Below are 26445 nucleotides of genomic sequence, written 5' to 3'. Positions count from 1 at the left end.
CAAATTAGGGCGAATTTTCTAATGATTAATCCTATGAATGTCCGCTCATGCAACCGCGTGTTGCTGGCCTTCGTCCTACAGAAATGACCGCAAAGTCGCATTTCAACCCGTATTTTGGGCGATTGACAATTGTCGGAAATTCCGTGAAGGTGGCGTACCCAAATCAAACGGGCGTATGAATTGAGCGTTTGTATTTCAGATCGCTCCTACAGAATCCCGACTATCGCGTTGGCGGGTGTGCCGGGTGGATTGGCGTAGCATTGACGATTGCGTCCTGCCAGCCGTTCGCCTGCGTCCGACGTGTACTGTTCAGCTTCCATATCGTGGAGATCAGTTGATGATTTACGAAGGTAAAGCCATCACGGTTAAGGCTCTTGAAAGTGGCATCGTCGAACTGAAGTTCGACCTCAAGGGTGAGTCCGTCAACAAGTTCAACCGTCTAACCCTGAACGAACTGCGTCAGGCCGTGGACACCATCAAGGCAGATGCTTCGATCAAGGGTGTGATCGTCAGCAGTGGCAAGGACGTGTTCATCGTCGGCGCCGACATCACCGAATTTGTCGACAACTTCAAGCTGCCCGATGCAGAGCTTGTTGCTGGCAACCTCGAAGCCAACAGGATTTTCAGCGATTTCGAAGACCTCAACGTCCCGACTGTCGCCGCGATCAATGGCATCGCGCTGGGTGGCGGCCTGGAAATGTGCCTGGCCGCGGACTACCGCGTCATGTCCACCAAGGCCAAGATCGGCCTGCCTGAAGTCAAGCTGGGCATCTACCCAGGCTTTGGCGGTACCGTGCGTCTGCCGCGCCTGATCGGTGTCGACAACGCCATCGAGTGGATCGCCGCCGGCAAGGAAAACCGTCCTGAAGACGCGCTGAAAGTCGGCGCTGTCGATGCGGTCGTGGCACCTGAGAAGCTGCAGGAAGCTGCACTGGAACTGATCAAGCGCGCCATCGGCGGCGAGTTCGACTACAAGGCCAAGCGCCAGCCGAAGCTGGAAAAGCTCAAACTGAACGCCATCGAACAAATGATGGCTTTCGAAACCGCCAAAGGTTTCGTGGCCGGTCAGGCGGGTCCTAACTACCCGGCGCCGGTCGAAGCGATCAAGACCATCCAGAAAGCGGCGAACTTCGGTCGCGACAAGGCGCTGGAAGTCGAAGCTGCAGGTTTCGTCAAACTGGCCAAGACCTCTGCCGCGCAGAGCCTGATCGGTCTGTTCCTGAACGATCAGGAACTGAAGAAAAAGGCCAAGGCCTACGACGAAATCGCCAAGGACGTGAAGCAGGCCGCTGTACTGGGCGCCGGCATCATGGGTGGCGGTATCGCTTATCAGTCGGCGTCCAAAGGTACGCCGATCCTGATGAAGGACATCAACGAGCACGGTATCGAGCAGGGCCTGGCCGAAGCCGCCAAGCTGCTGGTTGGCCGCGTTGAGAAAGGCCGCATGACCGCCGCTAAAATGGCTGAAGTGCTCAACGGCATTCGTCCGACCCTGTCCTACGGCGACTTCGGTCACGTGGATCTGGTGGTCGAAGCAGTCGTCGAGAATCCGAAGGTCAAGCAAGCCGTGCTGGCTGAAGTCGAAGACCAGGTCAAAGAGGACACCATCCTCGCGTCCAACACCTCGACCATTTCCATCAGCCTGCTGGCCAAGGCCCTCAAGCGTCCGGAAAACTTCGTCGGCATGCACTTCTTCAACCCGGTGCACATGATGCCGCTGGTGGAAGTGATCCGTGGCGAGAAGTCCAGCGAACTGGCCGTCGCCACCACCGTTGCCTACGCCAAGAAAATGGGCAAGAACCCGATCGTGGTCAACGACTGCCCGGGCTTCCTGGTCAACCGCGTGCTGTTCCCGTACTTCGGCGGTTTCGCCAAGCTGGTCAGCGCTGGCGTGGACTTCGTGCGCATCGACAAGGTCATGGAAAAGTTCGGCTGGCCGATGGGCCCGGCGTACCTGATGGACGTGGTCGGCATCGACACCGGTCACCACGGTCGTGACGTCATGGCTGAAGGCTTCCCGGACCGCATGAAGGACGACCGTCGTTCGGCCGTTGACGTGCTCTACGAAGCCAAGCGCCTGGGCCAGAAGAACGGCAAGGGCTTCTACGCCTACGAGACCGACAAGAAGGGCAAGCAGAAGAAAGTCGCCGATCCGTCGGTGCTGGAAGTGCTCAAGCCAATCGTCTTTGAACAGCGCGAAGTCACTGACGAAGACATCATCAACTGGATGATGATCCCGCTGTGCCTGGAAACCGTGCGTTGCCTGGAAGACGGCATCGTCGAAACCGCCGCCGAAGCCGACATGGGTCTGGTCTACGGTATCGGTTTCCCTCCATTCCGTGGCGGTGCGCTGCGCTACATCGATTCGATCGGTGTGGCAGAGTTCGTTGCCCTGGCTGACCAGTACGCTGATTTGGGCGCGCTGTACCACCCGACCGCAAAACTGCGTGAAATGGCCAAAACCGGCCAACGGTTCTTCGGTTAAGCGTCCAAACGACTAGAGCGAGAGTGAAATTTTATGAGCTTGAATCCTAGAGACGTCGTGATTGTCGACTTCGGTCGTACTCCGATGGGCCGCTCCAAGGGCGGCATGCACCGCAACACCCGCGCCGAAGACATGTCGGCGCACCTGATCAGCAAACTGCTGGAACGCAACGTCAAGGTCGACCCGAACGAAGTCGAAGACGTGATCTGGGGCTGTGTGAACCAGACCCTGGAGCAGGGCTGGAACATCGCCCGCATGGCGTCGCTGATGACCCAGATCCCGCACACTTCGGCCGGCCAGACCGTCAGCCGCCTGTGTGGCTCGTCCATGAGTGCGCTGCACACTGCCGCGCAAGCGATCATGACCGGCAACGGTGACGTGTTCGTCGTCGGCGGCGTCGAGCACATGGGCCACGTGAGCATGATGCACGGTGTCGACCCGAACCCGCACATGTCACTGTACGCGGCGAAAGCCTCGGGCATGATGGGCCTGACCGCGGAAATGCTGGGCAAGATGCACGGCATCACCCGCGAGCAGCAGGACGCCTTTGGCGTGCGTTCCCACCAGCTCGCCCACAAGGCGACCGTGGAAGGCAAGTTCAAGGATGAAATCATCCCGATGCAGGGCTACGACGAGAACGGTTTCCTGAAACTGTTCGACTACGACGAAACCATTCGTCCGGAAACCACCCTGGAAAGCCTGGCGACTCTGAAGCCGGCGTTCAATCCAAAGGGCGGTACCGTGACTGCCGGTACTTCGTCGCAGATCACTGATGGTGCTTCGTGCATGATCGTGATGTCGGCGCAGCGTGCACAGGACCTGGGCATCCAGCCGATGGCAGTGATCCGCTCCATGGCAGTGGCAGGTGTGGACCCGGCGATCATGGGCTATGGTCCAGTACCGGCCACACAAAAAGCACTGAAGCGCGCGGGCCTGGGCATCAACGATATCGACTTCTTCGAGCTCAACGAAGCTTTCGCCGCACAGGCCTTGCCAGTGTTGAAAGATTTGAAAGTGCTCGACAAGATGAACGAGAAGGTTAACCTGCACGGCGGCGCGATCGCCCTGGGTCACCCGTTCGGTTGCTCCGGTGCGCGTATCTCCGGCACTTTGCTCAATGTGATGAAGCAAAATGGCGGTACCTTCGGGGTAGCCACCATGTGCATTGGTCTCGGCCAAGGCATCTCCACCGTCTTCGAACGCGTTTAAACGTTTCGTCGATGGAAGCCGGGGCCAAGTGCCCCGGTTTTTGTTTTTCCGGATTTATTTTGTTTTTATTTTGAAAAAATTTCAGCGGGGGCCAAAGCATGCCGATACAACCTGGGCTCTACGAACATTACAAAGGTCCGCAGTACCGCGTATTCAGTGTCGCGCGGCATTCGGAAACCGAAGAAGAAGTGGTCTTCTACCAAGCCCTGTATGGCGATTACGGCTTTTGGGTACGTCCCTTGAGCATGTTCCTGGAGTCAGTCGAGGTTGACGGCGAACAGGTGCCACGCTTTGCTTTGGTGCAGGCCGAAGAGAGCCTTTTTACCAAGCCATAAGCTGAGTGCGCGCCAAACCCTGCGCTTGACCTCACCTTGTAGCCACTATATATAGCGGTGCCGCGTCAGGCGCCAACCGCCTTTCACTTCTAGAATTCAGGAATTTTCTGATCCATGGGCAAATCGCTGGTCATTGTGGAATCCCCGGCTAAGGCCAAGACCATCAACAAGTATTTGGGCAACGAATACGTGGTGAAGTCGAGTATCGGCCATATCCGAGACCTGCCCACCAGCGGTTCGGCTAGCGCCAGCAAAGAGCCAGCCGCCAAGCGCGGCAAGGCGGCTGCGGGCGAAGCGCCGGCATTGTCGCCCAAAGAAAAGGCGCGCAAGCAGTTGGTGGCTCGCATGGGGGTCGATCCCGATCATGGCTGGAAAGCCAAGTACGAGATCCTTCCGGGCAAGGAAAAGGTCATCGAAGAGCTGCGCCGGCTCGCCAAGGATGCTGACACCATCTATCTCGCAACCGACTTGGATCGCGAGGGGGAAGCCATTGCCTGGCACCTGCGCGAAGCCATCGGTGGTGACGACAGCCGCTACAAGCGCGTGGTGTTCAACGAAATCACCAAGAAGGCGATTCAGGAAGCCTTCTCCAAGCCAGGCCAGCTGGACATCGACCGTGTCAACGCCCAGCAGGCCCGTCGCTTCCTCGACCGCGTCGTGGGCTACATGGTGTCGCCGCTGCTGTGGGCAAAGATCGCCCGTGGCCTGTCCGCCGGTCGCGTGCAATCGGTTGCCGTGAAGCTGGTGGTCGAGCGTGAGCGTGAGATTCGCGCGTTCATCCCCGAAGAGTACTGGGAAGTGCACGCCGACCTGGGCACCGCCAAGGGCGCGACCGTGCGTTTCGACGTCGCTCGCGAGAAGGGCGAGGCGTTCAAGCCGCTGAACGAAGCCCAGGCCATGGCCGCGCTGGAAAAACTCAAGGCTTCCAGCTACAGCATCGTCAAGCGTGAAGACAAACCGACCAGCAGCAAGCCGTCGGCGCCGTTCATTACTTCCACCCTGCAGCAGGCAGCGAGCAACCGCCTGGGCTTCGGCGTGAAGAAAACCATGATGATGGCCCAGCGTCTGTATGAAGCTGGCTACATCACCTATATGCGTACCGACTCCACCAACCTCTCGGCCGATGCCGTGGCGATGGCGCGTACCTATATTGAAGGCGAGTTCGGCAAGAAGTACCTGCCGGAAACCCCGAACGTCTACAGCAGCAAGGAAGGCGCACAAGAGGCTCACGAAGCGATTCGTCCGTCCGACGCCAACACCGAGCCGAGCAAGCTGTCGGGCATGGAGCGCGACGCAGAGCGGCTCTATGAGCTGATCTGGCGCCAGTTCCTCGCTTGCCAGATGCTGCCTGCGCAGTACCTGTCGACCACGGTCACCGTCGGTGCCGGCGACTTCGAGCTGCGCGCCAAGGGCCGTATCCTCAAGTTTGACGGTTACACCCGCGTCATGCCGCAAATCGCCAAGCCCGGTGATGACGATGTTCTGCCGGACATGGCCCAGGGCGATGTGATGAAGCTCATCAAGCTTGATCCGACCCAGCACTTCACCAAGCCGCCGGCGCGTTATTCGGAAGCGAGTCTGGTCAAGGAGATGGAAAAGCGCGGCATCGGTCGTCCTTCGACCTACGCGGCGATCATTTCGACCATCCAGGACCGCGGTTACGTGGCGCTGCACAACCGTCGTTTCTACTCTGAAAAGATGGGCGATATCGTCACCGAGCGTCTGGCTGAAAGTTTCTCCAACCTGATGGACTACGGCTTCACCGCCGGCATGGAAGAGCATCTCGATGACGTGGCCCAGGGCGAGCGCGACTGGAAAAACGTACTCGACGAGTTCTACGGCGACTTCAAGAAGAAACTCGAAGTGGCGGAGAGCCCGGACAGCGGCATGCGTGCCAACCAGCCGGTCATGACCGACATTCCGTGCACCACCTGTGGCCGTCCGATGCAGATCCGTACGGCGTCCACCGGCGTGTTCCTTGGTTGCTCGGGCTACAGCCTGCCGCCGAAAGAACGCTGCAAGGCGACCGTCAACCTGGTACCGGGCGATGAAATCGCCGCAGACGACGAGGGTGAGTCGGAATCGCTGGTCTTGCGCGGCAAGCATCGTTGCCCGATCTGCAGCACGGCGATGGACGCCTACCTGCTGGACGAGAAGCGCAAGTTGCATATCTGCGGCAACAACCCCGATTGCGACGGCTACGAAATCGAAGAGGGCGTTTATCGCATCAAAGGCTATGAAGGTCCGAGCCTGGAGTGCGACAAGTGTGGCAGCGAGATGCAGCTCAAGACCGGCCGTTTCGGCAAGTTCTTCGGTTGCACCAATCCAACCTGCAAGAACACCCGCAAACTGCTGAAGAGCGGTGACGCGGCACCGCCGAAGATGGACCCGGTGAAGATGCCTGAGCTGAAATGCGAAAAGGTCAACGACACCTACATCCTGCGTGACGGTGCTTCGGGTCTGTTCCTGGCCGCCAGCCAGTTCCCGAAAAACCGCGAGACCCGTGCTCCGCTGGTGCTGGAAATCATCCCGCACAAGGACGAGATCGATCCGAAGTACCACTTCCTGTGTGAAGCGCCGAAGAAAGATCCGGATGGTTTGCCCGCTGTGATCCGTTACAGCCGCAAGACCAAGGAGCAATACGTGCAGACGGAAGTCGACGGTAAGCCGACGGGTTGGAAAGCGTTTTACGACGGTGGCAAGTGGACCGTTGAAGACAAGCGTCCGGCAGCCAAGTCTTAACAGTCGCTGTACACGAAAAGGCCGCATTCAACGATGCGGCCTTTTTTTGCGCTTTAACCTGAGCGAGTTCACTCGCGATGGTCGTCAACGATAACGCGAGAAACCTGACACCGCGCAGTGTTTACGGGCTCATCGCGAGCGAGCTCGCGTTTACAGGGGGCTTGCGGTCGCCTCGGCTGATCCACGACACTGTCTGACCTGCGTGAAGCATCATTTCGTTGTGGAGGCTGCCGTCATGGCCCACGAACTCTATACCCGTACCAACCAGAAGATTTATTTCGCCGGCCTGTCACTCGAAGCGCTTGCCCGGGCTGAAGAGGGACGGGCGATGAATTCCCTGGCGCTGATTCAGGCCGGTCGCGAATCGGCGTTGTTTCACCTGTACGGCGCCTTGCTGGGGCTGTGCCATGAAATCGCCGGTTTCTATCGCCTGCCTCAGGCCAATGCCTCCCGGGCGGAATCTCTGCTGACGCGCGAAGTGCTGGAGAGTATCGCCATTCCGGAAATGGCCGAAATGGTCGAGCTGGCGAATAACCCGGAAACCTGGCTGGCCAAGCTGCTGGCGGCCCATGCCGCGCTGTTCCAGCCGCCACGTGCGCCGCACAAACCCAAGGGTGACGTGACGCAACCGTTGATCGTGGCGGTGAACCTGGATGAAGAAGAGGCGCCTCAGGAGTTGAGTCGCGAAGAACTGGAGAGCTGGCGGCAGAACCTCAAAAGCCTGGCGATTCGCTTCCGTGACGGCTTGAACGAGTGCTGAAGGGCTGAAAGCTTTGGCGGGCAGCACGCAAGGCTGCCCATGCAAGGAAGCAAGCTGTCGGATGTTTCTCTTCGTGATGGCATCTGGTCAAGATCCCGAGCGAAGCCCGGTTGATGCCTATATAATCCCCGCCTTTCTTGGAGAACAAACCTTTATGCCAACGTCCTTTTTAGAAATTGTCGAGTTACCAGACGGCCGAATCGAGCTGCGCAGGGCTGAGGACGAGGGTTCTCTGGTTACTTTGGATTTCTCCGAGGACGCCAAGGCTTTCCTGCAAGGTCAGCACGTCGAGGTCGCCAAAGCGATGTTGAGTGTGGGTGTACAGATGGCCGGACGCCTGGTTGAAGGCGAGCTCGATAAGGAAGAGGGCTCGCGGGTTCTTCACTGATCCCCGTCCGTCTGTTATTTCGAGTAGTGCCATGAGATTGGCCTCTCATCCTTGAAGAAGCCCTGCATTGGCCGACATCTGCCGTGCTTGTCAGTTATCCCAGTCGAATGTTCAGGCTTTGTGCGTCCCCGATCCGGGCGGCGTTGATGAGCTGTTGACGCGACGCCGAGTTCAGGGGGTTGAGCCAGCTCACGACCGTATGGCTGCGGCCCAGACGAAGGGCTTCGCACGTCAGTTGTTGCGCGCTCTGGGTTGCCGTTGGTTGCAGCAGCAGAATGCGTTCGCGGTTGAGGCCGGCATCCCTCAGCCAGGCCTGGGTCAGGCTGGCGGGTGGGGCGATCAAGGTCAGCCAGCGCGCATCCTGGTCCTGGCTCAGCTCCCTGAGGATCGGTGCCAGAAGGTTCAGGCAGTTCCCGGCTGCACCACGTAGAGACAACTCGCTAAAGACCTCGGGTTCGGCGCTCCAGGGCGACTCGACCACTTCGTTCAGGATCGGCGCCAGAGGCTGCGCCAGGAATGCCTCGAACAGTAATGGCAGTTGGGCTTGCTGTGATGTTTGCGGGAACTGCATAAAGCCTCCTTTAGCGGCGAATGACGCCGACACTCAAGCCTTCGATCACCAGTTCCTGATCTTTAAGGTTCACTTCGATAGGGGCGAACTCAGGGTTCTCGGCGATCAGCCAGACCTTGCTGCCGTCACGCTTGAAGCGTTTGACGGTCACTTCATCACCGATCCGTGCCACCACGATCTGGCCGTTACGGGCCTCGCGGGTGGTGTGCACTGCCAGCAGGTCGCCGTCGAAAATCCCCACGTCCTTCATGCTCATGCCATGCACGCGCAACAGGTAGTCGGCGCGTGGATGAAAAAAGGAAGGATTGATGTTGCAGGACTCTTCGACATGTTGTTGGGCGAGGATCGGTGCGCCAGCGGCGACGCGACCAATGATCGGCAGGGTGGAATCGTCAGCCTTGGCTTCGAAGCCCGGGATGCGAATGCCGCGGGATGCGCCCGGGGTCATTTCGATCGCGCCCTTGCGAGCCAGCGCCTTCAGGTGTTCCTCCGCCGCATTGGGCGATTTGAAACCCAGTTCCTGAGCGATCTCCGCACGGGTCGGTGGGTAGCCGTTGTCTTCCAGGCAGCGTTTGATGAAAGCCAGAATCTCGGCTTGGCGTGGCGTCAGCTTTAGCATATTGATCGCTCTGTTTTTTTATACAGTGACTGGGATTATATACAGTGAAACGGTCTTGGCAATGCCCGTTTTTTTGCTGCCCGCCGGACGGTCGATCAGTGCGCTGATTGAAGCTTTGCGGTTGTGTGGTTAAATGTCTGACCGACCATTCCCGAAACGAACCGGCAGACTTGACAAGGCACAGGCTGAAACGTATGTTTCAAACAAGTGTTTGTCAGGCGGAGTAGCCATGGCCCAGTCGGAAACCGTTGAACGCATTCTCGATGCTGCCGAGCAGCTGTTCGCGGAAAAAGGTTTCGCCGAAACCTCGTTGCGTCTGATCACCAGCAAGGCCGGTGTCAACCTGGCAGCGGTGAACTATCACTTCGGATCGAAGAAGGCGTTGATCCAAGCGGTGTTTTCGCGTTTTCTCGGTCCGTTCTGCATCAGCCTCGATAAAGAGCTGGAGCGGCGCCAGGCCAAGCCCGAAGTCAAGCCAAGCCTCGAGGAACTGCTGGAAATCCTCGTCGAACAGGCCTTGGTGGTTCAGCCCCGCAGCGGCAACGACCTGTCCATCTTCATGCGTTTGCTTGGCCTGGCCTTCAGTCAGAGCCAGGGACACCTGCGTCGTTATCTCGAAGACATGTACGGCAAGGTGTTCCGCCGCTACATGATGCTGGTCAACGAAGCCGCACCGCGCATTCCTCCGATCGAGCTGTTCTGGCGCGTGCACTTCATGCTTGGCGCCGCGGCGTTCAGCATGTCCGGGATCAAGGCCTTGCGGGCGATTGCCGAAACCGACTTCGGGGTAAACACCTCGATCGAACAGGTCATGCGTCTGATGGTGCCTTTCCTCGCCGCTGGCATGCGTGCCGAGTCCGGTGTCACCGACACGGCCATGGCGGCGGCGCAATTGCGTCCGCGCAGCAAGTCGACACCGGTCGCCGCCAAGGTTTGACCGCACACGGGTGGGCGCGGCAGCTGACATCCGTTAAGCTAGCCGCCCATGCCGACTCTCGTTCTGAATCCGTTTCCCATTGATATCTCCGACCTGCCGGGCACTGCCTGCGGTGGCGAATCCTTGTGGGTCGGATTCATCGCTATAAAGGAATCCCTATGACTGCTGGCCTGCAAGGCTCGTTGATGGTGGACGTCGCCGGTACCTGGCTGACGGCCGAAGATCGCCAATTGTTGCGCCAACCCGAAGTGGGCGGTCTGATCATTTTTGCCCGCAATATCGAGCACCCGCGCCAGGTCCGCGAGTTGAGCGCGGCGATTCGTGCCATTCGCCCCGATCTTCTGCTGGCGGTGGACCAGGAAGGTGGGCGGGTTCAGCGCCTTCGCCAGGGTTTCGTGCGCCTGCCGGCTATGCGCGCCATTGCCGACAATCAAAATGCCGAGTACCTGGCCGAGCAATGTGGCTGGATCATGGCCACCGAAGTGCTGGCTGTCGGTCTGGACCTGAGTTTTGCCCCGGTGCTGGACCTCGACTACCAGCGCAGCGCTGTGGTGGGGACCCGCTCCTTTGAAGGCGATCCCGAGCGTGCCGCGCTGTTGGCCGGTGCATTCATCCGTGGCATGAACAGCGCTGGCATGGCGGCGACCGGCAAGCATTTCCCCGGTCACGGCTGGGCCGAGGCGGATTCCCACGTGGCAATCCCGAACGATGAACGTAGCCTGGACGAAATCCGCGTCAACGATTTGGTGCCTTTCGCCAAATTGAGCAAGCAACTGGCCGCCGTCATGCCGGCTCATGTGATCTACCCGCAAGTCGATACCCAGCCCGCCGGGTTCTCCCGTCGCTGGCTGCAGGACATTCTGCGCGGCGAGTTGCAATTCGACGGGGTGATTTTCAGCGATGACCTGTCCATGGCCGGCGCGCATGTGGTGGGCGACGCCGCCAGTCGCATTGAGGCCGCGCTCACAGCCGGTTGCGACATGGGCCTGGTGTGCAACGACCGTGGGGCCGCCGAACTGGCCCTGAGCGCCGCCCAGCGATTGAAGGTCAAGCCATCGGCACGCATCGCACGGATGCGCGGCCAGTCGTTTGCCAGCACCGAATACCGTCAAGACCCGCGCTGGCTGGCTGCCATTGGCGCGCTCAAAGACGCTCAATTGATTGATTAAGGACAGTTCGTTATGACGGTTTACGCGATTATCGGTGGTACCGGCCTGACTCAGCTCGAAGGCCTGAGCATCCGTCAGTCACTGGCGGTCGACACCCCCTACGGCGCGCCTTCGGCCGACGTGCAGATCGGCGAATACGCCGGCAAGGAAGTGCTGTTCCTTGCCCGTCACGGCCATCCGCACCGTTTCCCGCCGCATCAGGTGAACTACCGTGCCAACCTCTGGGCGTTGAAGCAGGCTGGGGCTGAGGCGATTCTGGCAGTCAATGCCGTAGGCGGGATTCACGCCGCGATGGGCACCGGGCATTTCTGCGTGCCGCATCAATTGATCGACTACACCAGTGGCCGCGAGCACACCTATTTCGCTGACGACCTGGATCAGGTCACCCACATCGATTTCAGTTACCCGTACAGCGAGCCACTGCGTCAGCAACTGATCGCGGCACTGGCCGCTGAAGGTGTGGGTTACAGCAGCCAAGGCGTGTATGCCTGCACCCAGGGGCCACGCCTGGAAACCGTGGCTGAAATCGCCCGCCTGGAGCGTGACGGTTGCGATATCGTCGGCATGACCGGCATGCCCGAAGCGGCACTGGCCCGTGAGCTGGAACTGGATTATGCCTGTCTGGCGTTGGTGGTGAACCCGGCGGCAGGCAAGTCGACGGCGGTGATTACCATGGCCGAGATCGAGCAGGCATTGCACGATGGGATGGGCAAGGTGAAATCGACGCTGGCGCGGGTGCTCATGGGCTGAGTTCGGCTCAAGCCCGAGTGGACTTCATCGCGGGCAAGCCTCGCTCCTACAGGCTTCGAGTCGATCACCAATGTTGCAAATCGACTCAAGACCTGTGGGAGCGGGCTTGCTCGCGAAAGCGCTTTGACAGGGACCCACCAGGCTCAACGCTTCTCCAGCTTCTCCAGCTTATCCGGCAACGGCGCAAACAACGCCTCGATATCATCATTCTGCAGCTTCCAGTCCCCCGCCTGACGTCCATCCAGCACCCCAGCCGCCAAGTCAGACTTTTCTTTCTGCAGATGCTGAATCTTCTCTTCCACCGTACCTCGGGCGATCAGCTTGTAGACGAACACCGGTTTCTCCTGGCCGATGCGATACGCGCGATCGGTTGCCTGGTTTTCCGTCGCCGGGTTCCACCACGGGTCGTAGTGAATCACGGTATCGGCTTCGGTCAGGTTGAGGCCGACGCCACCGGCCTTCAGGCTGATCAGAAAAATCTGACGTTTGCCGCTCTGGAAATCCTTCACCGGCGTGCGGCGGTCGCGGGTCTGCCCGGTGAGCAGTGCGTAGGCGACGCCGCGTTTGTTCAGTTCGTCCTCGATCAGCGACAACATTGAGGTGAACTGCGAGAACAGCAGGATGCGCCGGCCTTCTTCAAACAACTCTTCGAGCATTTCCATCAGGCTGTCGAGCTTGCCTGAGGTGCTGCCGCGAGCGGGAAGGGCAGCATCGTTGACCAGGCGCAAATCGCAGCACACCTGACGCAGTTTCAGCAGCGCCTCGAGGATGATGATCTGGCTGCGGGCCACGCCTTTGCGGGTGATCTCGTCGCGGACTTTCTTGTCCATGGCCAGGCGCATGGTTTCGTACACGTCGCGCTGGGCTTCGTTGAGTTCGACCCAATGAATGATTTCGGTTTTCGGCGGCAGCTCGGTGGCCACCTGCTCTTTGGTCCGACGCAGCAGGAAGGGTTTGATCCGACCGTTGAGGTGCTGAAGTCTTACCTCGCTGGTGCGCTTTTCAATCGGCACCCGGTAATCGCGGTTGAAGCTTTTCACGTCGCCGAGCCAGCCCGGCAGCAGGAAGTGGAACAGCGACCACAACTCTCCCAGGTGATTCTCCAGCGGCGTGCCACTCAGGCACAGGCGCTGGCGGGCATTCAGCTCGCGGGCGGCCTGGGCGGCCTTGCTGTTGGGGTTCTTGATGTACTGCGCCTCGTCCAGCACCAGCACGTGCAGCGGCTGTGCAGCCAGGCGCTCGACATCCTTGGGCAGCAACGCGTAGGTGGTCAGGATCAGGTCGTAGTCGGCCAGGTGCTCGAAGTGCTTTTTGCGACTGGCGCCGTACAGCGCCAGCACTTTGAGTTGCGGGGTGAAGTGCGCCGCTTCGTCGAGCCAGTTGGGAATCAGGCTGGTGGGCATCACCACCATGCACGGCCGGTCGAGGCGCCCGGCGTTCTTTTCTGTCAGAACGTGCGCCAGGGTCTGCAGGGTTTTACCCAGGCCCATGTCGTCCGCGAGAATCCCGCCCACCTCCAGCTGCCGCAGCGACTGCATCCAGCTCAAACCTTCCAGCTGATAGGGGCGCAGTGTCGCGTTCAAGCCTTCCGGCACGGTGGCGGTGTAGTCCTTGATGTCGCGCAGTCGCTGGGCAAAGGTACGGATCTGCTCGCCGCCTTCCCAGAGCAGTGGCAGATCTTCCAGCGGGTTCAGGCGGGTAGCGTCAGCCTTGCTCAAGCGCAGTGTGGTTTCGCCGGGCTCTTGCAGATAGAACTCGCCGAGTGTCGCCAGTACCGGCTTCAGGCGGCCGAAGGGCAGGGCGACTTGCAGCGGACCGTGCTCGGAGTTCGGGCGATTGGGAATGTTCACCAGGATCAGTTCGTCGTCGCGACGGCGGGCCAGGCGCTCGGGGTTGAGGATCTCGGTATGCGAGCGCATCAGGTTCAGCAGAATCGGCAGCAGGCTCAGGCGCTCGCCGTTGACGATGATCCCCAGCTCCAGATCAAACCAGTCGCGCTCCGGCGCCTGCTCGACCGTGGCGTACCAGTCGTCCACGGCTGTCAGGTCGAAGCCGAAGTCCTCGTTGATCTGCAACTCCCAACCCTGGCTGCGCAGCTTTGGCAGTTCATTCAAGGTGAAGGTCAGCCAGGCACTGTCATTGACCATTTCGAACAGTTCGCCGGCGCTTTCGGGCAACGCCTTGCTTTGCCGGGTGGCGATCTTGAAACCGAGGATTCGCAGCTGTTCCCTGTAGGACTGTTCCACGTCCGGGTGACGTTTTATCCGCAGTGTCTGTGTTTCCTGGCGAATCAGGATGTCGGAATTTTTCTGTCCTGAAACGTATTCGTCCAGATAGCTGAAGGACAGCGCCGCACGGTGCTGTATGTATCGTTGCATGCGTCCGTTGCGCGGTTCAAACGCACTGAACTCGATGCTCGCCAGCCACAGGCGCGGCACCGGTTGCACATTGTCCACCATGACTTGCGGTGGCGCCTTCGGGCTGCGGTTTTCCAGCACGGCCTGGAGTTTTTCCAGCAGTTCGGCGTCTTTGGCGGCGGCGGGGTAGTCGAGGGTCTCCTGCACTTGCAACAAGACGGCTGCGCAATGCTTGCAGTTGCTGTGTACCGGGCAGGAGCAGGTGGCATCGATCATCAGCAAAGTGCCTTTGGCCGACTCTCGCAGGCGAATGGTCTGACGGTAAACGTTACCGCCAGAGCCTTCGCACGCGGCGACGATGGTTGCATTGCCGACTTCGACGATCCTGACGCGGTTTTCCAGTGCGTAGCGCCGCCCGCGTTCCAGGCTCTGTTCCTTGAATCGGCTGACCCAGGAGGGTGCCAGGGGTTTGCTCAGGGTCGCGGACATAAGGATTCAATCAGTCCGGAATTTCTTCGGGGACTGGCCGAGGCGCAGGGGCGGTCAGCGAGGTGATCTTGATCAACATACCGAGGTGGCCGGCATCGAGGAAGTTCAACTGCCCGTTTTTGGTATGGCTTTCGGTCTTCAGGCGCTCGCTGGCGGTGACCAGGCCATCCTCATTGATCTGGTTGACCCAGAAGTCGGCGTCCACGTCGGTGAAGCGCCCCAGTTTCATGCTCAACGTGCCCTCGATGGGGAATTGGCCGAATTGCTCCTTGCCGTCGCTGATCGCAATTTTGGTGGCTTGCTCGCCAAGGTTCTGCTGCCAGGCCTTGTGCAGCAACACGGTGTATTCATTGCTGGCGGTAAGCTTTTCCACTTCGCCGTTGAGGCTTGGCGTGCGCAGGCTGTCAGGGCTGATGTGCTGGGCGCCGGCAGCCCAGTCTTCCGGCGCTGCCCGGCTGACAATTGCCGGCACGGCATTCTGCCGCACCAGAATCATTTCAATCTGATACAGGTCATCAGCAAAGACTGATGGGGTGACCAAGGCCAGCAACAGGGTCAGTGAGCGAAACAGGCGCATGCGGCGTCCTTCAAGCAGTTTTCGGGATGAGGCGCTCGAACAGCGCCTCTACTGTATTAAAGCGCTCTTCCGGGCGCTCCATCGGGACCATGAACTTGAATATCGTGGCGCCTTCGAATTTGTAGCGTTTGGGCTGGCTCTGGATCAGTTTGATCAGGGTCAGCGGGTCGACCGGGGTTTGCGTCGCGAACTCCACGCGACCGCCTTGCGGACCGCCATCGACCTTCTTGATGCCCAGCAATTCGGCCTGCAATTTCAAGGCGGTGATGCGCATCAGGTTCTTGGTCGGTTCCGGCAGCAGGCCGAAACGGTCGATCATTTCCACCTGCAGATCCTTCAAGCCTTCCTCGTCGGTGGCCGACGCGATGCGCTTGTAGAGGATCAGCCGTGCGTGAACGTCCGGCAGGTAATCTTCGGGAATCAGCGCCGGAACGCGCAGGTTGACTTCCGGACCGCCGCCCAAGGGTTGGTCGAGGTTTGGCTGTTCGCCCTTGCGGATCGACTTCACGGCGCGTTCGAGCATTTCCATGTACAGCGTGAACCCGACAGCCTGGATCTGGCCGCTTTGACCGTCGCCCAGCAATTCGCCGGCGCCGCGGATTTCCAGGTCGTTGGTGGCGAGCACGAAGCCTGCACCGAGGTCCTGGGTATTGGCGATCGCTTCCAGGCGCTTTTCCGCGTCTGCGGTGATTTGCTGGCGCGGCGGCGTCAACAGGTAGGCATAAGCCTGGTGGTGACTGCGCCCGACACGGCCGCGCAACTGGTGCAGCTGCGCCAGGCCGAACTTGTCAGCGCGCTCGATGATGATGGTGTTGGCGCTCGGCACGTCGATGCCGGTCTCGATGATGGTCGAGGCGATCAGCACGTTGAAACGCTTGTGATAGAAGTCACTCATCACCTGTTCGAGCTCGCGTTCGCGCATCTGTCCGTGGCCGATGCCGATCCGCGCTTCCGGCACCAGTTCGGCGAGGTCGGCGGCGCATTTCTCGATGGTCTTCACATCGTTATGCAGGTAGTAGACCTGGCCGCCACGCAGCAACTCACGCAGCAGGGCTTCCTTGACCGTGCTCTTGTTCTGCTCCATGACGAAGGTGCGCACCGACAGGCGACGCGCGGGCGGCGTGGCGATGATCGACAGGTCGCGCATGCCCGACACTGCCATGTTCAGCGTGCGCGGAATCGGCGTGGCGGTCAGGGTAAGGATGTCGACTTCACTGCGCAGGGCCTTGAGCTGTTCTTTCTGGCGCACACCGAAGCGGTGCTCTTCGTCGATGATCACCAGGCCCAGGTTTTTGATTTTCACATCGTCCTGCAGCAGCTTGTGGGTGCCGATGACGATGTCGATCTTGCCTTCAGCCAGATCCGCGACCGCAGCGTTGACTTCCTTGGTCGACTTGAAGCGGCTCATCACTTCCACGGTCACCGGCCAGTCGGCGAAGCGGTCGCGGAAGCTGTTGTAGTGTTGCTGGGCCAGCAGCGTGGTGGGCACCAGAATCGCCACCTGCTTGCCGCCGTGCACGGCGATGAAGGCCGCGCGCATGGCCACTTCGGTCTTGCCGAAGCCCACGTCGCCGCAGACCAGGCGATCCATCGGCTTGGGCGCGAGCATGTCTTCGCGCACGGCTTCGATGGTGGTTTGCTGGTCGGGCGTTTCTTCGAACGGGAAACCGGCGCTGAAGGTGGCGTAGTCGGCTTTCGGGTCGGCGAAGGCATAACCTTCGCGGGCCGCGCGACGGGCATAAATGTCGAGCAATTCCGCGGCCACGTCGCGCACTTGTTCGGCGGCCTTGCGCTTGGCTTTCTGCCAGGTCTCGGAGCCCAGGCGATGCAGCGGGGCCAAGGCATCGTCGCTGCCGGTGTAGCGGGCGATCAGGTGCAGGTTGGCCACCGGCACGTAGAGCTTGGCGCCCTCGGCGTATTCCAGGGCGAGAAACTCGGCGGCCTGGTTGTCGATTTCCAGCGTCGCCAGGCCCAGGTAACGGCCGACACCGTGGTCGATGTGCACCACCGGCGCGCCTTCACGCAGCTCGGTGAGGTTCTTGATCACCGCGTCGTTGTTGGCATCGGCGCGTTTCTCGCGGCGACGGCGTTGCATCACGCGCTGGCCGAACAGCGGGCTTTCGGCCACCAGGGCCAGGGCCGGATCGTCCAGCAGCAAGCCTTCATCCAGTGGTGCGATAGTGATCGCCAGACGGTCTTTGCCAGCGACAAAATCGGGCCAGCTGTCGACGGTCTTCGGCCGCAGTTTCAGGCGTTCGAGCAGTTCCAGCAGCACTTCGCGCCGGCCCGCGGATTCGGCGGTGAACAACACGCGCCCCGGGAACTGGTCGAGGAACTCCGAGAGCGCCGCCAGCGGTTGGGTGGCCTTGGCTTCAATGGCCAGGTTCGGCAGTTCCCGCGCGGGGAAGCGCTCGCGACCGCTGCCGGCTTCCACGTCCTGTTGGCTGGCGACGACTCGCGGCCAGTTCTTCAGGCGTGCGAAGCAGTCTTCCACGGGCAGGAACAACTCGGCGGGGGGCAATAAAGGACGGGACGGATCGACGCGACGTTCTTCATAGCGACTGCGCACGTCGTTCCAGAAGTTTTCCGCCGCCTGCTCGATGCCCGGCAGCGAGAACACCTGGGTGTCCTGAGGCAGGTAATCGAACAGCGTCGAGGTTTCCTCGAAGAACAGCGGCAGGTAGTACTCGATGCCGGCCGGGGTGATTCCGCTGCTCAAGTCCTGGAAGATCGGGCAGCGGCGGAAGTCGACGTCGAAGCGCTCGCGGAAGCGCGCCTTGAAACGGGTCACGGCTTCCTTTTGCAGGGGGAATTCCTTCGCCGGCAGCAGCTTGACCGAGTCGACCTTGTCGATGGAGCGCTGGTTCTCCGGATCGAAGGTGCGCAGGGTTTCGATTTCGTCGTCGAACAGGTCGATGCGATACGGCAGCTTGCTGCCCATCGGGAACAGGTCGATCAGCGAGCCGCGCACGGTGAATTCACCATGCTCGTACACGGTGTCGACGTAGCGATAACCGGTGGCCTCCAGGCGAGTGCGCATTTGCTCGACATCGAGCTTCTGGCCGACATCGAGCACCAGGCTGCTGCCGAGCAGGAACCTGGTCGGTGCCAAGCGGTGCAGGGCGGTGGTGATCGGCACCACCAGCACACCGTGACTTAGCTCCGGCAAGCGATACAGCGCGGAGATGCGCTGGGAAATGATGTCCTGGTGCGGCGAGAACAGATCGTAGGGCAGGGTTTCCCAGTCGGGGAAATGCAGTACGGGCAATTCCGGGGCGAAGAAACTCAGCTCCTGTTCCAGCCGTTCGGCACTTTGGCTGTCGGCGGTCAGCAGCAGGGTAAAGCGCTTGGCAGCGCTGGCAGCCTCGGCGATGGCCAGGCTCAGGGAAGCACCGGGCAGGTTGCCCCAATGCTGTTTACCTGCCGCGGCAGGGAGATGCGGTAGACGCAGAACGGGCACGGAAGGTTGAGCTCCAAGCGTTGCGACAAAGTCGGTAATTGTAACGGTCTCGGGTGCCGGCTGTCAGTTGCAGATGTGTCTATTACGCGGCTTGAGCGAAATGTAGTGGTAAAGACAAAATCCTGCGATTTTTTACCGAAATTTGCTGATTATGTAGTGGCAAAACCAACCGGTGTTACGGATGGTTACGGACAAGTGCGCGCGTTACTCAAAAAATTGACGATGCTGGAAGCCCCGGTTTTACTGGGCTTCAGCGCAGCGTAATTTTTTTGGAGAGAAATTTGTTACGGGGAGTACGACAAGCGCGCATTGCTACGTGGGGCACTCGGCGGCATAATGTAGCCCCTTTTTTCTGCCCCTACATGTGGAAGGTTCCCGTGACTCAGAAGCCCGACCAGTGTCTTGGTGAATGGATCGACCGTGAAGCACTCGCAGAAGCGATGATTCCGCTTATCGGTCAGCTCTACCGCAATAACAACGTGGTGAGCTCGATCTATGGCCGCAGCCTGATCAATCGTTCAGTCATTGCGATTCTCAAAGCTCACCGCTTTGCTCGTCACCGTCAGTCCGACGACAGCGAACTGTCCGTCCACGAAACATTCCCGCTACTCAAGGCGATGAGCGAGCTCAAGCTCGGCGCCGCTTCGGTGGACCTGGGCAAGCTGGCGGCCAAATTCAAGGCCGAAGGCAATGGCCGCACTGCCGAGCAGTTCGTCCGTGAAGAACTGGCCGATGTCGTTGGTCAGCAGAACGCTTGCGCCCGCAAAGGCACCGACGTTGTCCTCTACGGCTTCGGTCGTATCGGCCGTCTGCTGGCGCGCATCCTGATCGAGAAAACCGGTGGTGGCGACGGCCTGCGTCTGCGCGCCATCGTCGTGCGCAAAGGCGCCGAGAACGACCTGGTCAAGCGTGCCAGCCTGCTGCGTCGCGACTCGGTTCATGGCCCGTTCGATGGCACCATCACCATCGATGAAGCCAACAACACCATCACCGCCAACGGTAACCTGATCCAGGTGATCTACGCCAAGAGCCCGGCCGAAGTCGACTACACCCAGTACGGCATCGAAAACGCGCTGATCGTCGACAACACCGGTGTATGGCGTGACGCCGACGGTCTGGGCCAGCACCTGGCATGCCCGGGCGCTGCCCGCGTGATCCTCACTGCACCTGGCAAGGGCGCGCTGAAGAACATCGTTCACGGCATCAACCACGGCGAAATCACCGCCGACGACAAGATCATCTCGGCGGCTTCCTGCACCACCAACGCCATCGTGCCGGTGCTCAAGGCAGTCAACGACAAGTTCGGCATCGTCAACGGCCACGTCGAAACCGTTCACTCGTTCACCAACGACCAGAACCTGATCGACAACTTCCACAAGGGCAGCCGTCGTGGCCGCGCCGCACCACTGAACATGGTGATCACCGAGACCGGTGCCGCCACTGCAGCCGCCAAGGCGCTGCCAGTGCTCAAGGGCAAGCTGACCGGTAACGCGATCCGCGTTCCTACGCCGAACGTGTCGATGGCCATCCTGAACCTGAACCTGGAAAAGGCCACCACCCGCGACGAAATCAACGAGTACCTGCGCCAGATGGCCATGCACTCGGATCTGCACAAGCAGATCGACTACGTCAGCTCCCAGGAAGTGGTTTCCACTGACTTCGTAGGTTCGCGTCACGCTGGCGTGGTGGATGCCGAGGCAACCATCACCCAGGATAACCGCGTTGTTCTGTACGTCTGGTACGACAACGAATTCGGTTACAGCTGCCAGGTGGTTCGCGTGATGGAAGACATGGCCGGTGTAAACCCGCCAGCATTCCCGCGCTAAGCTTCAGCCGCTCATGAAAACGCCCCGACCTTGGTCGGGGCGTTTTTTTTGTGCGGGTGTTTTATCCGGGCTTGCCCGCGATGGCGGCCTATCAGGCGCCGCGAACCACCGCGGCTTGCGCTGTGCGCAGTTCATGGCGGTTACCCCGGAACAGCACCAGCGTCGCAATCAAACCCAGCACCGCCGCCGCGCTCAGCCAGATGCCCGGTGCCGCTTTGTTATCCAGCACATGGATCAGGTAGGTGCAGGCTGCCGGCGTGAAACCGCCAAACGTCGCTGTCGCCAGGCTATAGGCCAGTGAGAATCCGGTGGTACGCACTTCCACTGGCATGATCTCGGTCAGGGCCACCACCATGGCGCCGTTGTACGAGCCATAGAGGAACGACAACCACAACTCGACGAGCAGCAAATGGCTGAAGCTTGGGTTGGCCACCAACCATGACAGCGCCGGGTAGGCGGTGAGGATCGCCAGAATGGTCGCGACCAGTAGTAGGGGTTTGCGCCCGATTTTGTCGGAAACCGAACCCATCACTGGCAGCCAGAAGAAGTTCGACAGACCGATGCATACCGTGACCAGCAACGCATCCATGTCCGACAAATGCAGCTCGGCCTTGCCGAAGGTCGGGGTATAAGCGGTGATCAGGTAGAACGACACGGTGGTCATCACCACCAGTGCCATGCCGGCAATGACGAGGCCGAAATTCTGACTGATCGAACGGACGATATCGCGCAGGGTAGGGCGGTGTTTGCGCGCCTGGAACTCCGGCGTTTCCTCCAGGGAGCGACGAATCACGAAGATGACCGGCACGATCATGCAGCCGATCAGGAACGGCACGCGCCAGCCCCAATCGCCCATTTGCTCAGGGCTCAGCCAGTGGTTCAAACCGACCCCCAGCAACCCGGCGAACACCACGGCGGCCTGCTGACTGGCGGACTGCCAGCTGACGAAGAAGCCTTTACGACCCGGCGTGGAAATTTCCGCCAGGTACACCGACACGCCACCGAGCTCCACACCCGCCGAGAAGCCTTGCAGTAAGCGACCGAACAGGACGATCAGCGGTGCGGCGACGCCGAGGGTGGCGTAACCGGGCACGCAGGCAATCAACACCGTACCGGCAGCCATCAGGGCCAGGGTGATGATGAGCCCCTGTCGGCGGCCGTGGCGATCGATATAGGCCCCGAGGAAAATTGCCCCCAAGGGACGCATCAGGAAACCGGCGCCGAAGGTCGCCAGCGACAACATCAATGAGGCGAACGCGCTATCGGCAGGGAAGAAGGTTTTGGCGATGGCCGTGGCGTAAAAGCCGTAGACCATGAAGTCGAACATCTCGAGGAAATTACCGCTGACAACGCGAAAAATCGCCTTGCCTTTGCCCGTTTCAGAGGACATTTGGACGTACTCGCTTTTGGCTGACTGGTCGGAAATCCCTGATTCAGAAGCATCTCTCCCTGTCGCCGGGAACTTGGCGTTCCGTTGCAACACTTTGAAACAATATGACTGAGGGGATGGATAGGCAACAATTAATTAGCTTGCTGCTTAAACGATCTGGCCATTAACCGGCCTCGGTTGGTGTCTGGAAGGAATTAGTACCGGCAGATCCAATGCGGGAGCGGGCTTGCTTGCGAAAGCGGCGTGTCAGTCAATATGAGATTGCCTGACACGCCGCTTTCGCGAGCAAGCCCGCTCCCACCGTTCTATCGCATAATGGCGGATCTTGTCGGTGTGTCAGGGGATGCCGGATTTGTTGAAGTTGCTGCGGTTCGGTCTAATGAGTTTGATCACCCTATTGTCCGCCTGCGGCAACGGCGATTCGTTGGAGAACATCACCGGCCCGACCATGGGCAGTACGTATTCGATCAAATATGTGCGCCAGGCCGGATTGCCGGCGGCGGCAGGAGTCCAGGTCGAGGTGGAAACGATCCTCGCTGAAGTCGACCGGCAACTCTCCACCTATCGCAGCGACTCCGATATCGATCGCTTCAACCAGTTGCCGGCCAACCGCTGTCAGGCAATGCCGCCGTCGGTCCTGGAACTGGTCCGCGTCGGCGAGCAATTGTCGGAGCAAAGCGATGGCTCCTACGATTTGACGGTGGAGCCGCTGCTCAATCTTTGGGGGTTCGGTCCCCAGGCCCGCGACGAAAAAGTCCCCAGCGCCGTAGCGCTTGCCGAAGTACGGCAGCGAGTCGGGCACGGCCATCTGCGCATCGAGGGTAATCAGCTGTGCAAGGATGCCGCCGTCGAAGTCGATTTCAACAGCATCGCGGCGGGCTACGCGGTCGATTTGATCGCCGCAAGGCTCGAAGCGCTGGGCATCCACAACTACCTCGCCGAGGCGACCGGGGAACTCAAGGCAGCCGGCAGCAAACTCGACGGTTCACCCTGGCGCATCGCCCTGGAAGAGCCCCGTGACGACCGACAGGTGGCCGAACGCATCGTCACCATCGACGGTTACGGCCTGTCCACCTCCGGCGACTACCGCAATTATTTCGAACAGGGTGGCCAGCGTTATTCCCACACTTTCGATGCCCGCACCGGCGCGCCGGTCGCCCATGCGCTGGCGTCGGTCACGGTGATTCATCCTTCGGCGATGATGGCCGATGGCTTATCGACGCTGTTGCTGATTCTCGGCCCCGAGCGTGGCTGGGATTATGCGCAAAAGCACGATATCGCAGCATTTTTTGTGATGCGTGCCGATACAGGTTTCGTCACACGCACCAGTCAGGCTTTTGAGCGCCTCGGCGCTGGAAAAGCCGAATGATTGCGGCGATTCGAGCATTGAAGACTGGCGTTGTAGTGCAGGCAAAACTAGCCTACGACGCGACCAAGGGTTAATGTGCGCGGCGTTGACGCTTCTATAGACTGTGTCCGGGTTCTGCACTGACCCCAAATTGTTCCTTCACGCCACAGATGGGCGTGATTTAGCCGCAGGTGCCGAGGGTGCCGCGGCCTGTTCTGAGGAGTACGCATGGCTGTCTACAACTACGACGTGGTGGTGTTGGGTTCCGGCCCGGCGGGAGAAGGCGCGGCAATGAACGCCGCCAAGGCAGGGCGCAAGGTGGCGATGGTCGATAGCCGTCGTCAGGTCGGCGGCAACTGCACCCACTTGGGTACCATCCCGTCCAAGGCCCTGCGTCACTCGGTCCGGCAGATCATGCAGTTCAATACCAACCCGATGTTCCGGGCCATTGGTGAGCCGCGCTGGTTCTCGTTCCCGGACGTGCTCAAAAGCGCCGAGAAAGTCATCTCCAAACAAGTCGCATCGCGCACCGGCTACTACGCCCGCAACCGCGTCGATGTGTTCTTCGGCACCGGCAGCTTCGCCGACGAGCAAACCATCGAAGTGGTCTGCGCCAACGGTGTGGTCGAGAAACTGGTGGCCAAGCACATCATCATCGCCACCGGCTCACGGCCGTATCGCCCGGCCGATATCGATTTCCACCACCCGCGTATCTACGATAGCGACACCATCCTCAGCCTTGGCCATACCCCGCGCAAACTCATCGTTTACGGCGCAGGCGTGATCGGTTGCGAATACGCTTCGATCTTCAGTGGTCTGGGGGTTCTGGTGGAGCTGGTGGACAACCGTGGTCAGTTGCTGAGCTTCCTCGACTCGGAAATCTCCCAGGCGTTGAGCTATCACTTCAGCAACAACAACATCACCGTTCGCCACAACGAAGAGTACGACCGGGTCGAAGGCGTGGACAACGGCGTGATCCTGCACCTCAAGTCCGGCAAGAAGATCAAGGCCGATGCCTTGCTCTGGTGCAACGGCCGCACCGGCAACACCGATCAGTTGGGTCTGGAAAACATCGGCGTCAAGGTCAACAGCCGTGGCCAGATCGAAGTCGACGAGGCTTACCGCACCGGCATCCAGAACATCTACGGCGCCGGCGACGTGATCGGCTGGCCGAGCCTGGCCAGTGCCGCCCATGACCAGGGCCGTTCGGCCGCTGGCAGCATCGTCGATAACGGCAGCTGGCGCTTCGTCAATGACGTACCGACCGGGATCTACACCATTCCGGAGATCAGCTCAATCGGCAAGAACGAGCAGGAACTGACCCAGGCCAAGGTGCCGTACGAAGTGGGCAAGGCCTTCTTCAAGAGCATGGCCCGTGCGCAGATCGCCGGCGAGCCGCAAGGCATGCTGAAGATCCTGTTCCACCGCGAAACCCTGGAAGTGCTGGGCGTGCACTGCTTCGGCTACCAGGCCTCGGAGATCGTGCACATCGGCCAGGCGATCATGAACCAGCCGGGCGAGCTCAACACCCTGAAGTACTTCGTCAACACCACGTTCAACTACCCGACCATGGCCGAAGCCTATCGGGTAGCGGCTTACGATGGTCTCAACCGGCTTTTTTGAGCGGCTCCGGCCGGTGGCCTGAGCCGGCCGGGGAGACCGATTTCAGCAATTCTCGAGGGTGGCAGTGGCCAAACCGGGAAAGTCTGTAATCAGGCTGTCAACGCCGAAGTCGGCGAGTCTGCGCATCAGCGCAGGCTCGTTGACGGTCCACACCGACACATGCAGCCCCTGACGCTGCGCCTTCTGCAGGCGTTCCGGCGTGCACAGGGTCCAGTTCAGCGCCAGAATCTCGCAACCATAGCTTGCCGCGACCTTCAACGGGTCGAGCCAGGCGTATTCGGCCACCAATCCGCGCGATACGTCCGGCACCAGATCCAGCGCGGCTTTCAACACTTCCCGTGAGCTCGAGGTGATCGTCACCTTGTCCAGCAGGCCATGGCGCTGGGCCATTTCACGGATCGCCAGCACAGTGGTCGCAGCACGGGTGCGCGAAGCGCTTTTGACTTCCAGTTGCCAGTGCTCGAAGTCGCATTTCTCGAACAATTCTTCCAGCGTTGGGATCGGGCACGGCTTGATCCAGCCCGGCCCGCCCTTGCGCGCGTCGTAGGTCACCAGCTCGGCAGCGGTGTGCTCGACGACCTTGCCCCGCCGGTCGGTGGTGCGCTTGAGCGTCGGGTCGTGGATGACCATCAGCTCGCCGTCCTTGGACAGGTGCAGGTCCAGTTCGCAACGGCGAACGCCGTGCTTGAGGCATTCCTGAAAACTGGTCAGGGTGTTTTCCGGTGCTTCGCCCTTGGCGCCGCGGTGGCCGTAGATGAGGGTCACGGTTCTTCCTTAAATTAATTGCCTGATTCGAGTAGTTCGCGGGCCTGGCGTCGTTCCTGGGCCTGCTTTTGCAAGATGTGCCGGGCCAGCAGTTGGCGCTGGGCATCGGTCAGGTGTTCGAACTCGGTGCCGACGTCGTAACCCTCACCCTTGCGATCACAGTGGGTGACGCGCGCGCGCAGCAACAGACCAAGGGCCTGGGGCATCAGCACCAGCTTGACTGACAGGCGCGCGTTGACGGCAATCGGCGTAGGGTGCTGAAAGTCGACGCCTCCCTCGGAGATGATCACCGGCTGCGGTTCGCCGATCTGCCCCAGCACCGTGATGGCGATCACCTGACTGAGCAGATCGATGCGTTTGTTCTGGGATTTGAGGAAGGCCGCGATGTTGCGGTCGCGCTCGCTGATCTGGCGCAACAGGTGCTGCGACTCGAATTCACTGAGGTGCAATTCGCTGAGCAGGTTGAAGAGTGGGGAAGCATCCTGCAACACTTCCTGGCCTGCGGCTTCGGGAGCGGACAGGGGCCGAATTTCCAGTGCGATCGTGTCCTCGATACGGTAGTATTCGCGGCGATCTTCTTCATCTAATGTCGACATGGCGAACCCATGGTAGCGGCGGTGGTCTGAGTGTAAAGCTGGTTATCGA

At 60.2% G+C, this 26445-nt stretch carries 20 protein-coding genes; 12 read left to right on the top strand and 8 right to left on the bottom strand.

Annotated elements, in window-relative coordinates:
• Positions 1–337 precede the first annotated feature (337 nt).
• From fadB to B0W55_RS17250, 6 genes are all read left to right on the top strand, one after another.
• The gene (gene fadB, locus B0W55_RS17275) at positions 338–2485 is read left to right on the top strand and encodes a fatty acid oxidation complex subunit alpha FadB (RefSeq protein ID WP_077047138.1); all 2148 of its coding nucleotides are present in this window, start codon (positions 338–340) and stop codon (positions 2483–2485) included.
• Positions 2486–2518: 33 nt separating this feature from the next.
• The gene (gene fadA / locus B0W55_RS17270; RefSeq protein WP_077047137.1) at positions 2519–3694 is read left to right on the top strand and encodes an acetyl-CoA C-acyltransferase FadA; all 1176 of its coding nucleotides are present in this window, start codon (positions 2519–2521) and stop codon (positions 3692–3694) included.
• Positions 3695–3792: 98 nt separating this feature from the next.
• A complete protein-coding gene (locus tag B0W55_RS17265) occupies positions 3793–4029 on the top strand; it encodes a DUF1653 domain-containing protein (RefSeq protein ID WP_077047136.1) in 237 nt (78 codons plus the stop codon).
• A 114-nt stretch (positions 4030–4143) separates the two neighbouring features.
• Positions 4144–6771 carry a type I DNA topoisomerase gene (gene topA, locus B0W55_RS17260; protein ID WP_077047135.1) on the top strand — a complete coding sequence of 876 codons (2628 nt, stop codon included), beginning with the start codon at positions 4144–4146 and terminating at the stop codon, positions 6769–6771.
• 235 nt (positions 6772–7006) lie between these two features.
• Positions 7007–7531 (top strand): DUF6586 family protein, encoded by a 525-nt coding sequence (locus tag B0W55_RS17255; protein ID WP_077047134.1) that lies wholly within the window; start codon positions 7007–7009, stop codon positions 7529–7531.
• Between the two features lie 154 nt (positions 7532–7685).
• The gene (locus tag B0W55_RS17250; RefSeq protein ID WP_077047151.1) at positions 7686–7919 is read left to right on the top strand and encodes a hypothetical protein; all 234 of its coding nucleotides are present in this window, start codon (positions 7686–7688) and stop codon (positions 7917–7919) included.
• Positions 7920–8013: 94 nt separating this feature from the next.
• On the opposite strand, the gene sulA is transcribed toward B0W55_RS17250, so the two are convergent.
• Entirely contained in the window at positions 8014–8490 is a 477-nt protein-coding gene (gene sulA / locus B0W55_RS17245) for an SOS-induced cell division inhibitor SulA (RefSeq protein ID WP_077047133.1), read from the bottom strand.
• 10 nt (positions 8491–8500) lie between these two features.
• Positions 8501–9109, bottom strand: coding sequence for a transcriptional repressor LexA (gene lexA / locus B0W55_RS17240; RefSeq protein WP_077047132.1), 609 nt, complete (start codon positions 9107–9109; stop codon positions 8501–8503).
• Positions 9110–9338: 229 nt separating this feature from the next.
• Here lexA and B0W55_RS17235 point away from each other — a divergent pair, with 229 nt between their 5' ends.
• The 3 genes from B0W55_RS17235 (at position 9339) to B0W55_RS17225 (ending at position 11965) form a co-directional block, all read left to right on the top strand.
• Entirely contained in the window at positions 9339–10046 is a 708-nt protein-coding gene (locus B0W55_RS17235; protein WP_077047131.1) for a TetR/AcrR family transcriptional regulator, read from the top strand.
• A gap of 158 nt (positions 10047–10204) precedes the next feature.
• A complete protein-coding gene (gene nagZ, locus B0W55_RS17230; protein WP_077047130.1) occupies positions 10205–11215 on the top strand; it encodes a beta-N-acetylhexosaminidase in 1011 nt (336 codons plus the stop codon).
• Between the two features lie 12 nt (positions 11216–11227).
• Positions 11228–11965, top strand: a complete 738-nt coding sequence (locus B0W55_RS17225) for an S-methyl-5'-thioinosine phosphorylase (RefSeq protein WP_077047129.1) — start codon at positions 11228–11230, stop codon at positions 11963–11965.
• Positions 11966–12108: 143 nt separating this feature from the next.
• On the opposite strand, the gene B0W55_RS17220 is transcribed toward B0W55_RS17225, so the two are convergent.
• Genes B0W55_RS17220 through mfd form a run of 3 tightly spaced genes read right to left on the bottom strand, consistent with a single transcriptional unit; the run spans position 12109 to position 18848 of the window.
• Entirely contained in the window at positions 12109–14811 is a 2703-nt protein-coding gene (locus B0W55_RS17220) for a DEAD/DEAH box helicase (protein ID WP_077047128.1), read from the bottom strand.
• Positions 14812–14821: 10 nt separating this feature from the next.
• Entirely contained in the window at positions 14822–15388 is a 567-nt protein-coding gene (locus tag B0W55_RS17215; RefSeq protein WP_077047127.1) for a CsiV family protein, read from the bottom strand.
• Between the two features lie 10 nt (positions 15389–15398).
• Positions 15399–18848, bottom strand: a complete 3450-nt coding sequence (mfd, locus tag B0W55_RS17210; RefSeq protein ID WP_077047126.1) for a transcription-repair coupling factor — start codon at positions 18846–18848, stop codon at positions 15399–15401.
• 362 nt (positions 18849–19210) lie between these two features.
• On the opposite strand from mfd, the gene B0W55_RS17205 reads away from it, so the two are divergent.
• Entirely contained in the window at positions 19211–20674 is a 1464-nt protein-coding gene (locus B0W55_RS17205; RefSeq protein WP_077047125.1) for a glyceraldehyde-3-phosphate dehydrogenase, read from the top strand.
• 91 nt (positions 20675–20765) lie between these two features.
• Here B0W55_RS17205 and B0W55_RS17200 read toward each other — a convergent pair whose 3' ends face one another.
• Positions 20766–22064 (bottom strand): MFS transporter, encoded by a 1299-nt coding sequence (locus B0W55_RS17200; protein WP_077047124.1) that lies wholly within the window; start codon positions 22062–22064, stop codon positions 20766–20768.
• A gap of 379 nt (positions 22065–22443) precedes the next feature.
• On the opposite strand from B0W55_RS17200, the gene B0W55_RS17195 reads away from it, so the two are divergent.
• Entirely contained in the window at positions 22444–23433 is a 990-nt protein-coding gene (locus tag B0W55_RS17195; RefSeq protein WP_077047150.1) for an FAD:protein FMN transferase, read from the top strand.
• A gap of 207 nt (positions 23434–23640) precedes the next feature.
• Entirely contained in the window at positions 23641–25035 is a 1395-nt protein-coding gene (gene sthA / locus B0W55_RS17190; protein ID WP_077047123.1) for a Si-specific NAD(P)(+) transhydrogenase, read from the top strand.
• Between the two features lie 42 nt (positions 25036–25077).
• Here sthA and B0W55_RS17185 read toward each other — a convergent pair whose 3' ends face one another.
• Together B0W55_RS17185 and B0W55_RS17180 are read right to left on the bottom strand one after the other, a co-directional pair.
• The gene (locus B0W55_RS17185) at positions 25078–25800 is read right to left on the bottom strand and encodes a glycerophosphodiester phosphodiesterase family protein (RefSeq protein WP_003226579.1); all 723 of its coding nucleotides are present in this window, start codon (positions 25798–25800) and stop codon (positions 25078–25080) included.
• A gap of 14 nt (positions 25801–25814) precedes the next feature.
• On the bottom strand, positions 25815–26396 hold the full coding sequence (locus B0W55_RS17180) for a PilZ domain-containing protein (protein WP_077047122.1): 582 nt from the start codon (positions 26394–26396) through the stop codon (positions 25815–25817).
• Positions 26397–26445: the final 49 nt, after the last annotated feature.

The organism is Pseudomonas sp. KK4 (assembly GCF_001984065.1).
Classification (GTDB): Bacteria; Pseudomonadota; Gammaproteobacteria; order Pseudomonadales; family Pseudomonadaceae; genus Aquipseudomonas.
Note: the sequence above shows the minus strand (reverse complement) of the source record. Positions and strands in the feature narration are given on the sequence as shown.

What these genes read in the sequence shown, in the direction of transcription:
- fadB (WP_077047138.1), top strand. Translation starts at nt 338, where the DNA reads ATGATTTACGAAGGTAAAGCCATCACGGTTAAGGCTCTTGAAAGTGGC.
- fadA (WP_077047137.1), top strand. Translation starts at nt 2,519, where the DNA reads ATGAGCTTGAATCCTAGAGACGTCGTGATTGTCGACTTCGGTCGTACT.
- B0W55_RS17265 (WP_077047136.1), top strand. Translation starts at nt 3,793, where the DNA reads ATGCCGATACAACCTGGGCTCTACGAACATTACAAAGGTCCGCAGTAC.
- topA (WP_077047135.1), top strand. Translation starts at nt 4,144, where the DNA reads ATGGGCAAATCGCTGGTCATTGTGGAATCCCCGGCTAAGGCCAAGACC.
- B0W55_RS17255 (WP_077047134.1), top strand. Translation starts at nt 7,007, where the DNA reads ATGGCCCACGAACTCTATACCCGTACCAACCAGAAGATTTATTTCGCC.
- B0W55_RS17250 (WP_077047151.1), top strand. Translation starts at nt 7,686, where the DNA reads ATGCCAACGTCCTTTTTAGAAATTGTCGAGTTACCAGACGGCCGAATC.
- sulA (WP_077047133.1), bottom strand. Translation starts at nt 8,490, where the DNA reads ATGCAGTTCCCGCAAACATCACAGCAAGCCCAACTGCCATTACTGTTC.
- lexA (WP_077047132.1), bottom strand. Translation starts at nt 9,109, where the DNA reads ATGCTAAAGCTGACGCCACGCCAAGCCGAGATTCTGGCTTTCATCAAA.
- B0W55_RS17235 (WP_077047131.1), top strand. Translation starts at nt 9,339, where the DNA reads ATGGCCCAGTCGGAAACCGTTGAACGCATTCTCGATGCTGCCGAGCAG.
- nagZ (WP_077047130.1), top strand. Translation starts at nt 10,205, where the DNA reads ATGACTGCTGGCCTGCAAGGCTCGTTGATGGTGGACGTCGCCGGTACC.
- B0W55_RS17225 (WP_077047129.1), top strand. Translation starts at nt 11,228, where the DNA reads ATGACGGTTTACGCGATTATCGGTGGTACCGGCCTGACTCAGCTCGAA.
- B0W55_RS17220 (WP_077047128.1), bottom strand. Translation starts at nt 14,811, where the DNA reads ATGTCCGCGACCCTGAGCAAACCCCTGGCACCCTCCTGGGTCAGCCGA.
- B0W55_RS17215 (WP_077047127.1), bottom strand. Translation starts at nt 15,388, where the DNA reads ATGCGCCTGTTTCGCTCACTGACCCTGTTGCTGGCCTTGGTCACCCCA.
- B0W55_RS17205 (WP_077047125.1), top strand. Translation starts at nt 19,211, where the DNA reads ATGTGGAAGGTTCCCGTGACTCAGAAGCCCGACCAGTGTCTTGGTGAA.
- B0W55_RS17200 (WP_077047124.1), bottom strand. Translation starts at nt 22,064, where the DNA reads ATGTCCTCTGAAACGGGCAAAGGCAAGGCGATTTTTCGCGTTGTCAGC.
- B0W55_RS17195 (WP_077047150.1), top strand. Translation starts at nt 22,444, where the DNA reads ATGAGTTTGATCACCCTATTGTCCGCCTGCGGCAACGGCGATTCGTTG.
- sthA (WP_077047123.1), top strand. Translation starts at nt 23,641, where the DNA reads ATGGCTGTCTACAACTACGACGTGGTGGTGTTGGGTTCCGGCCCGGCG.
- B0W55_RS17180 (WP_077047122.1), bottom strand. Translation starts at nt 26,396, where the DNA reads ATGTCGACATTAGATGAAGAAGATCGCCGCGAATACTACCGTATCGAG.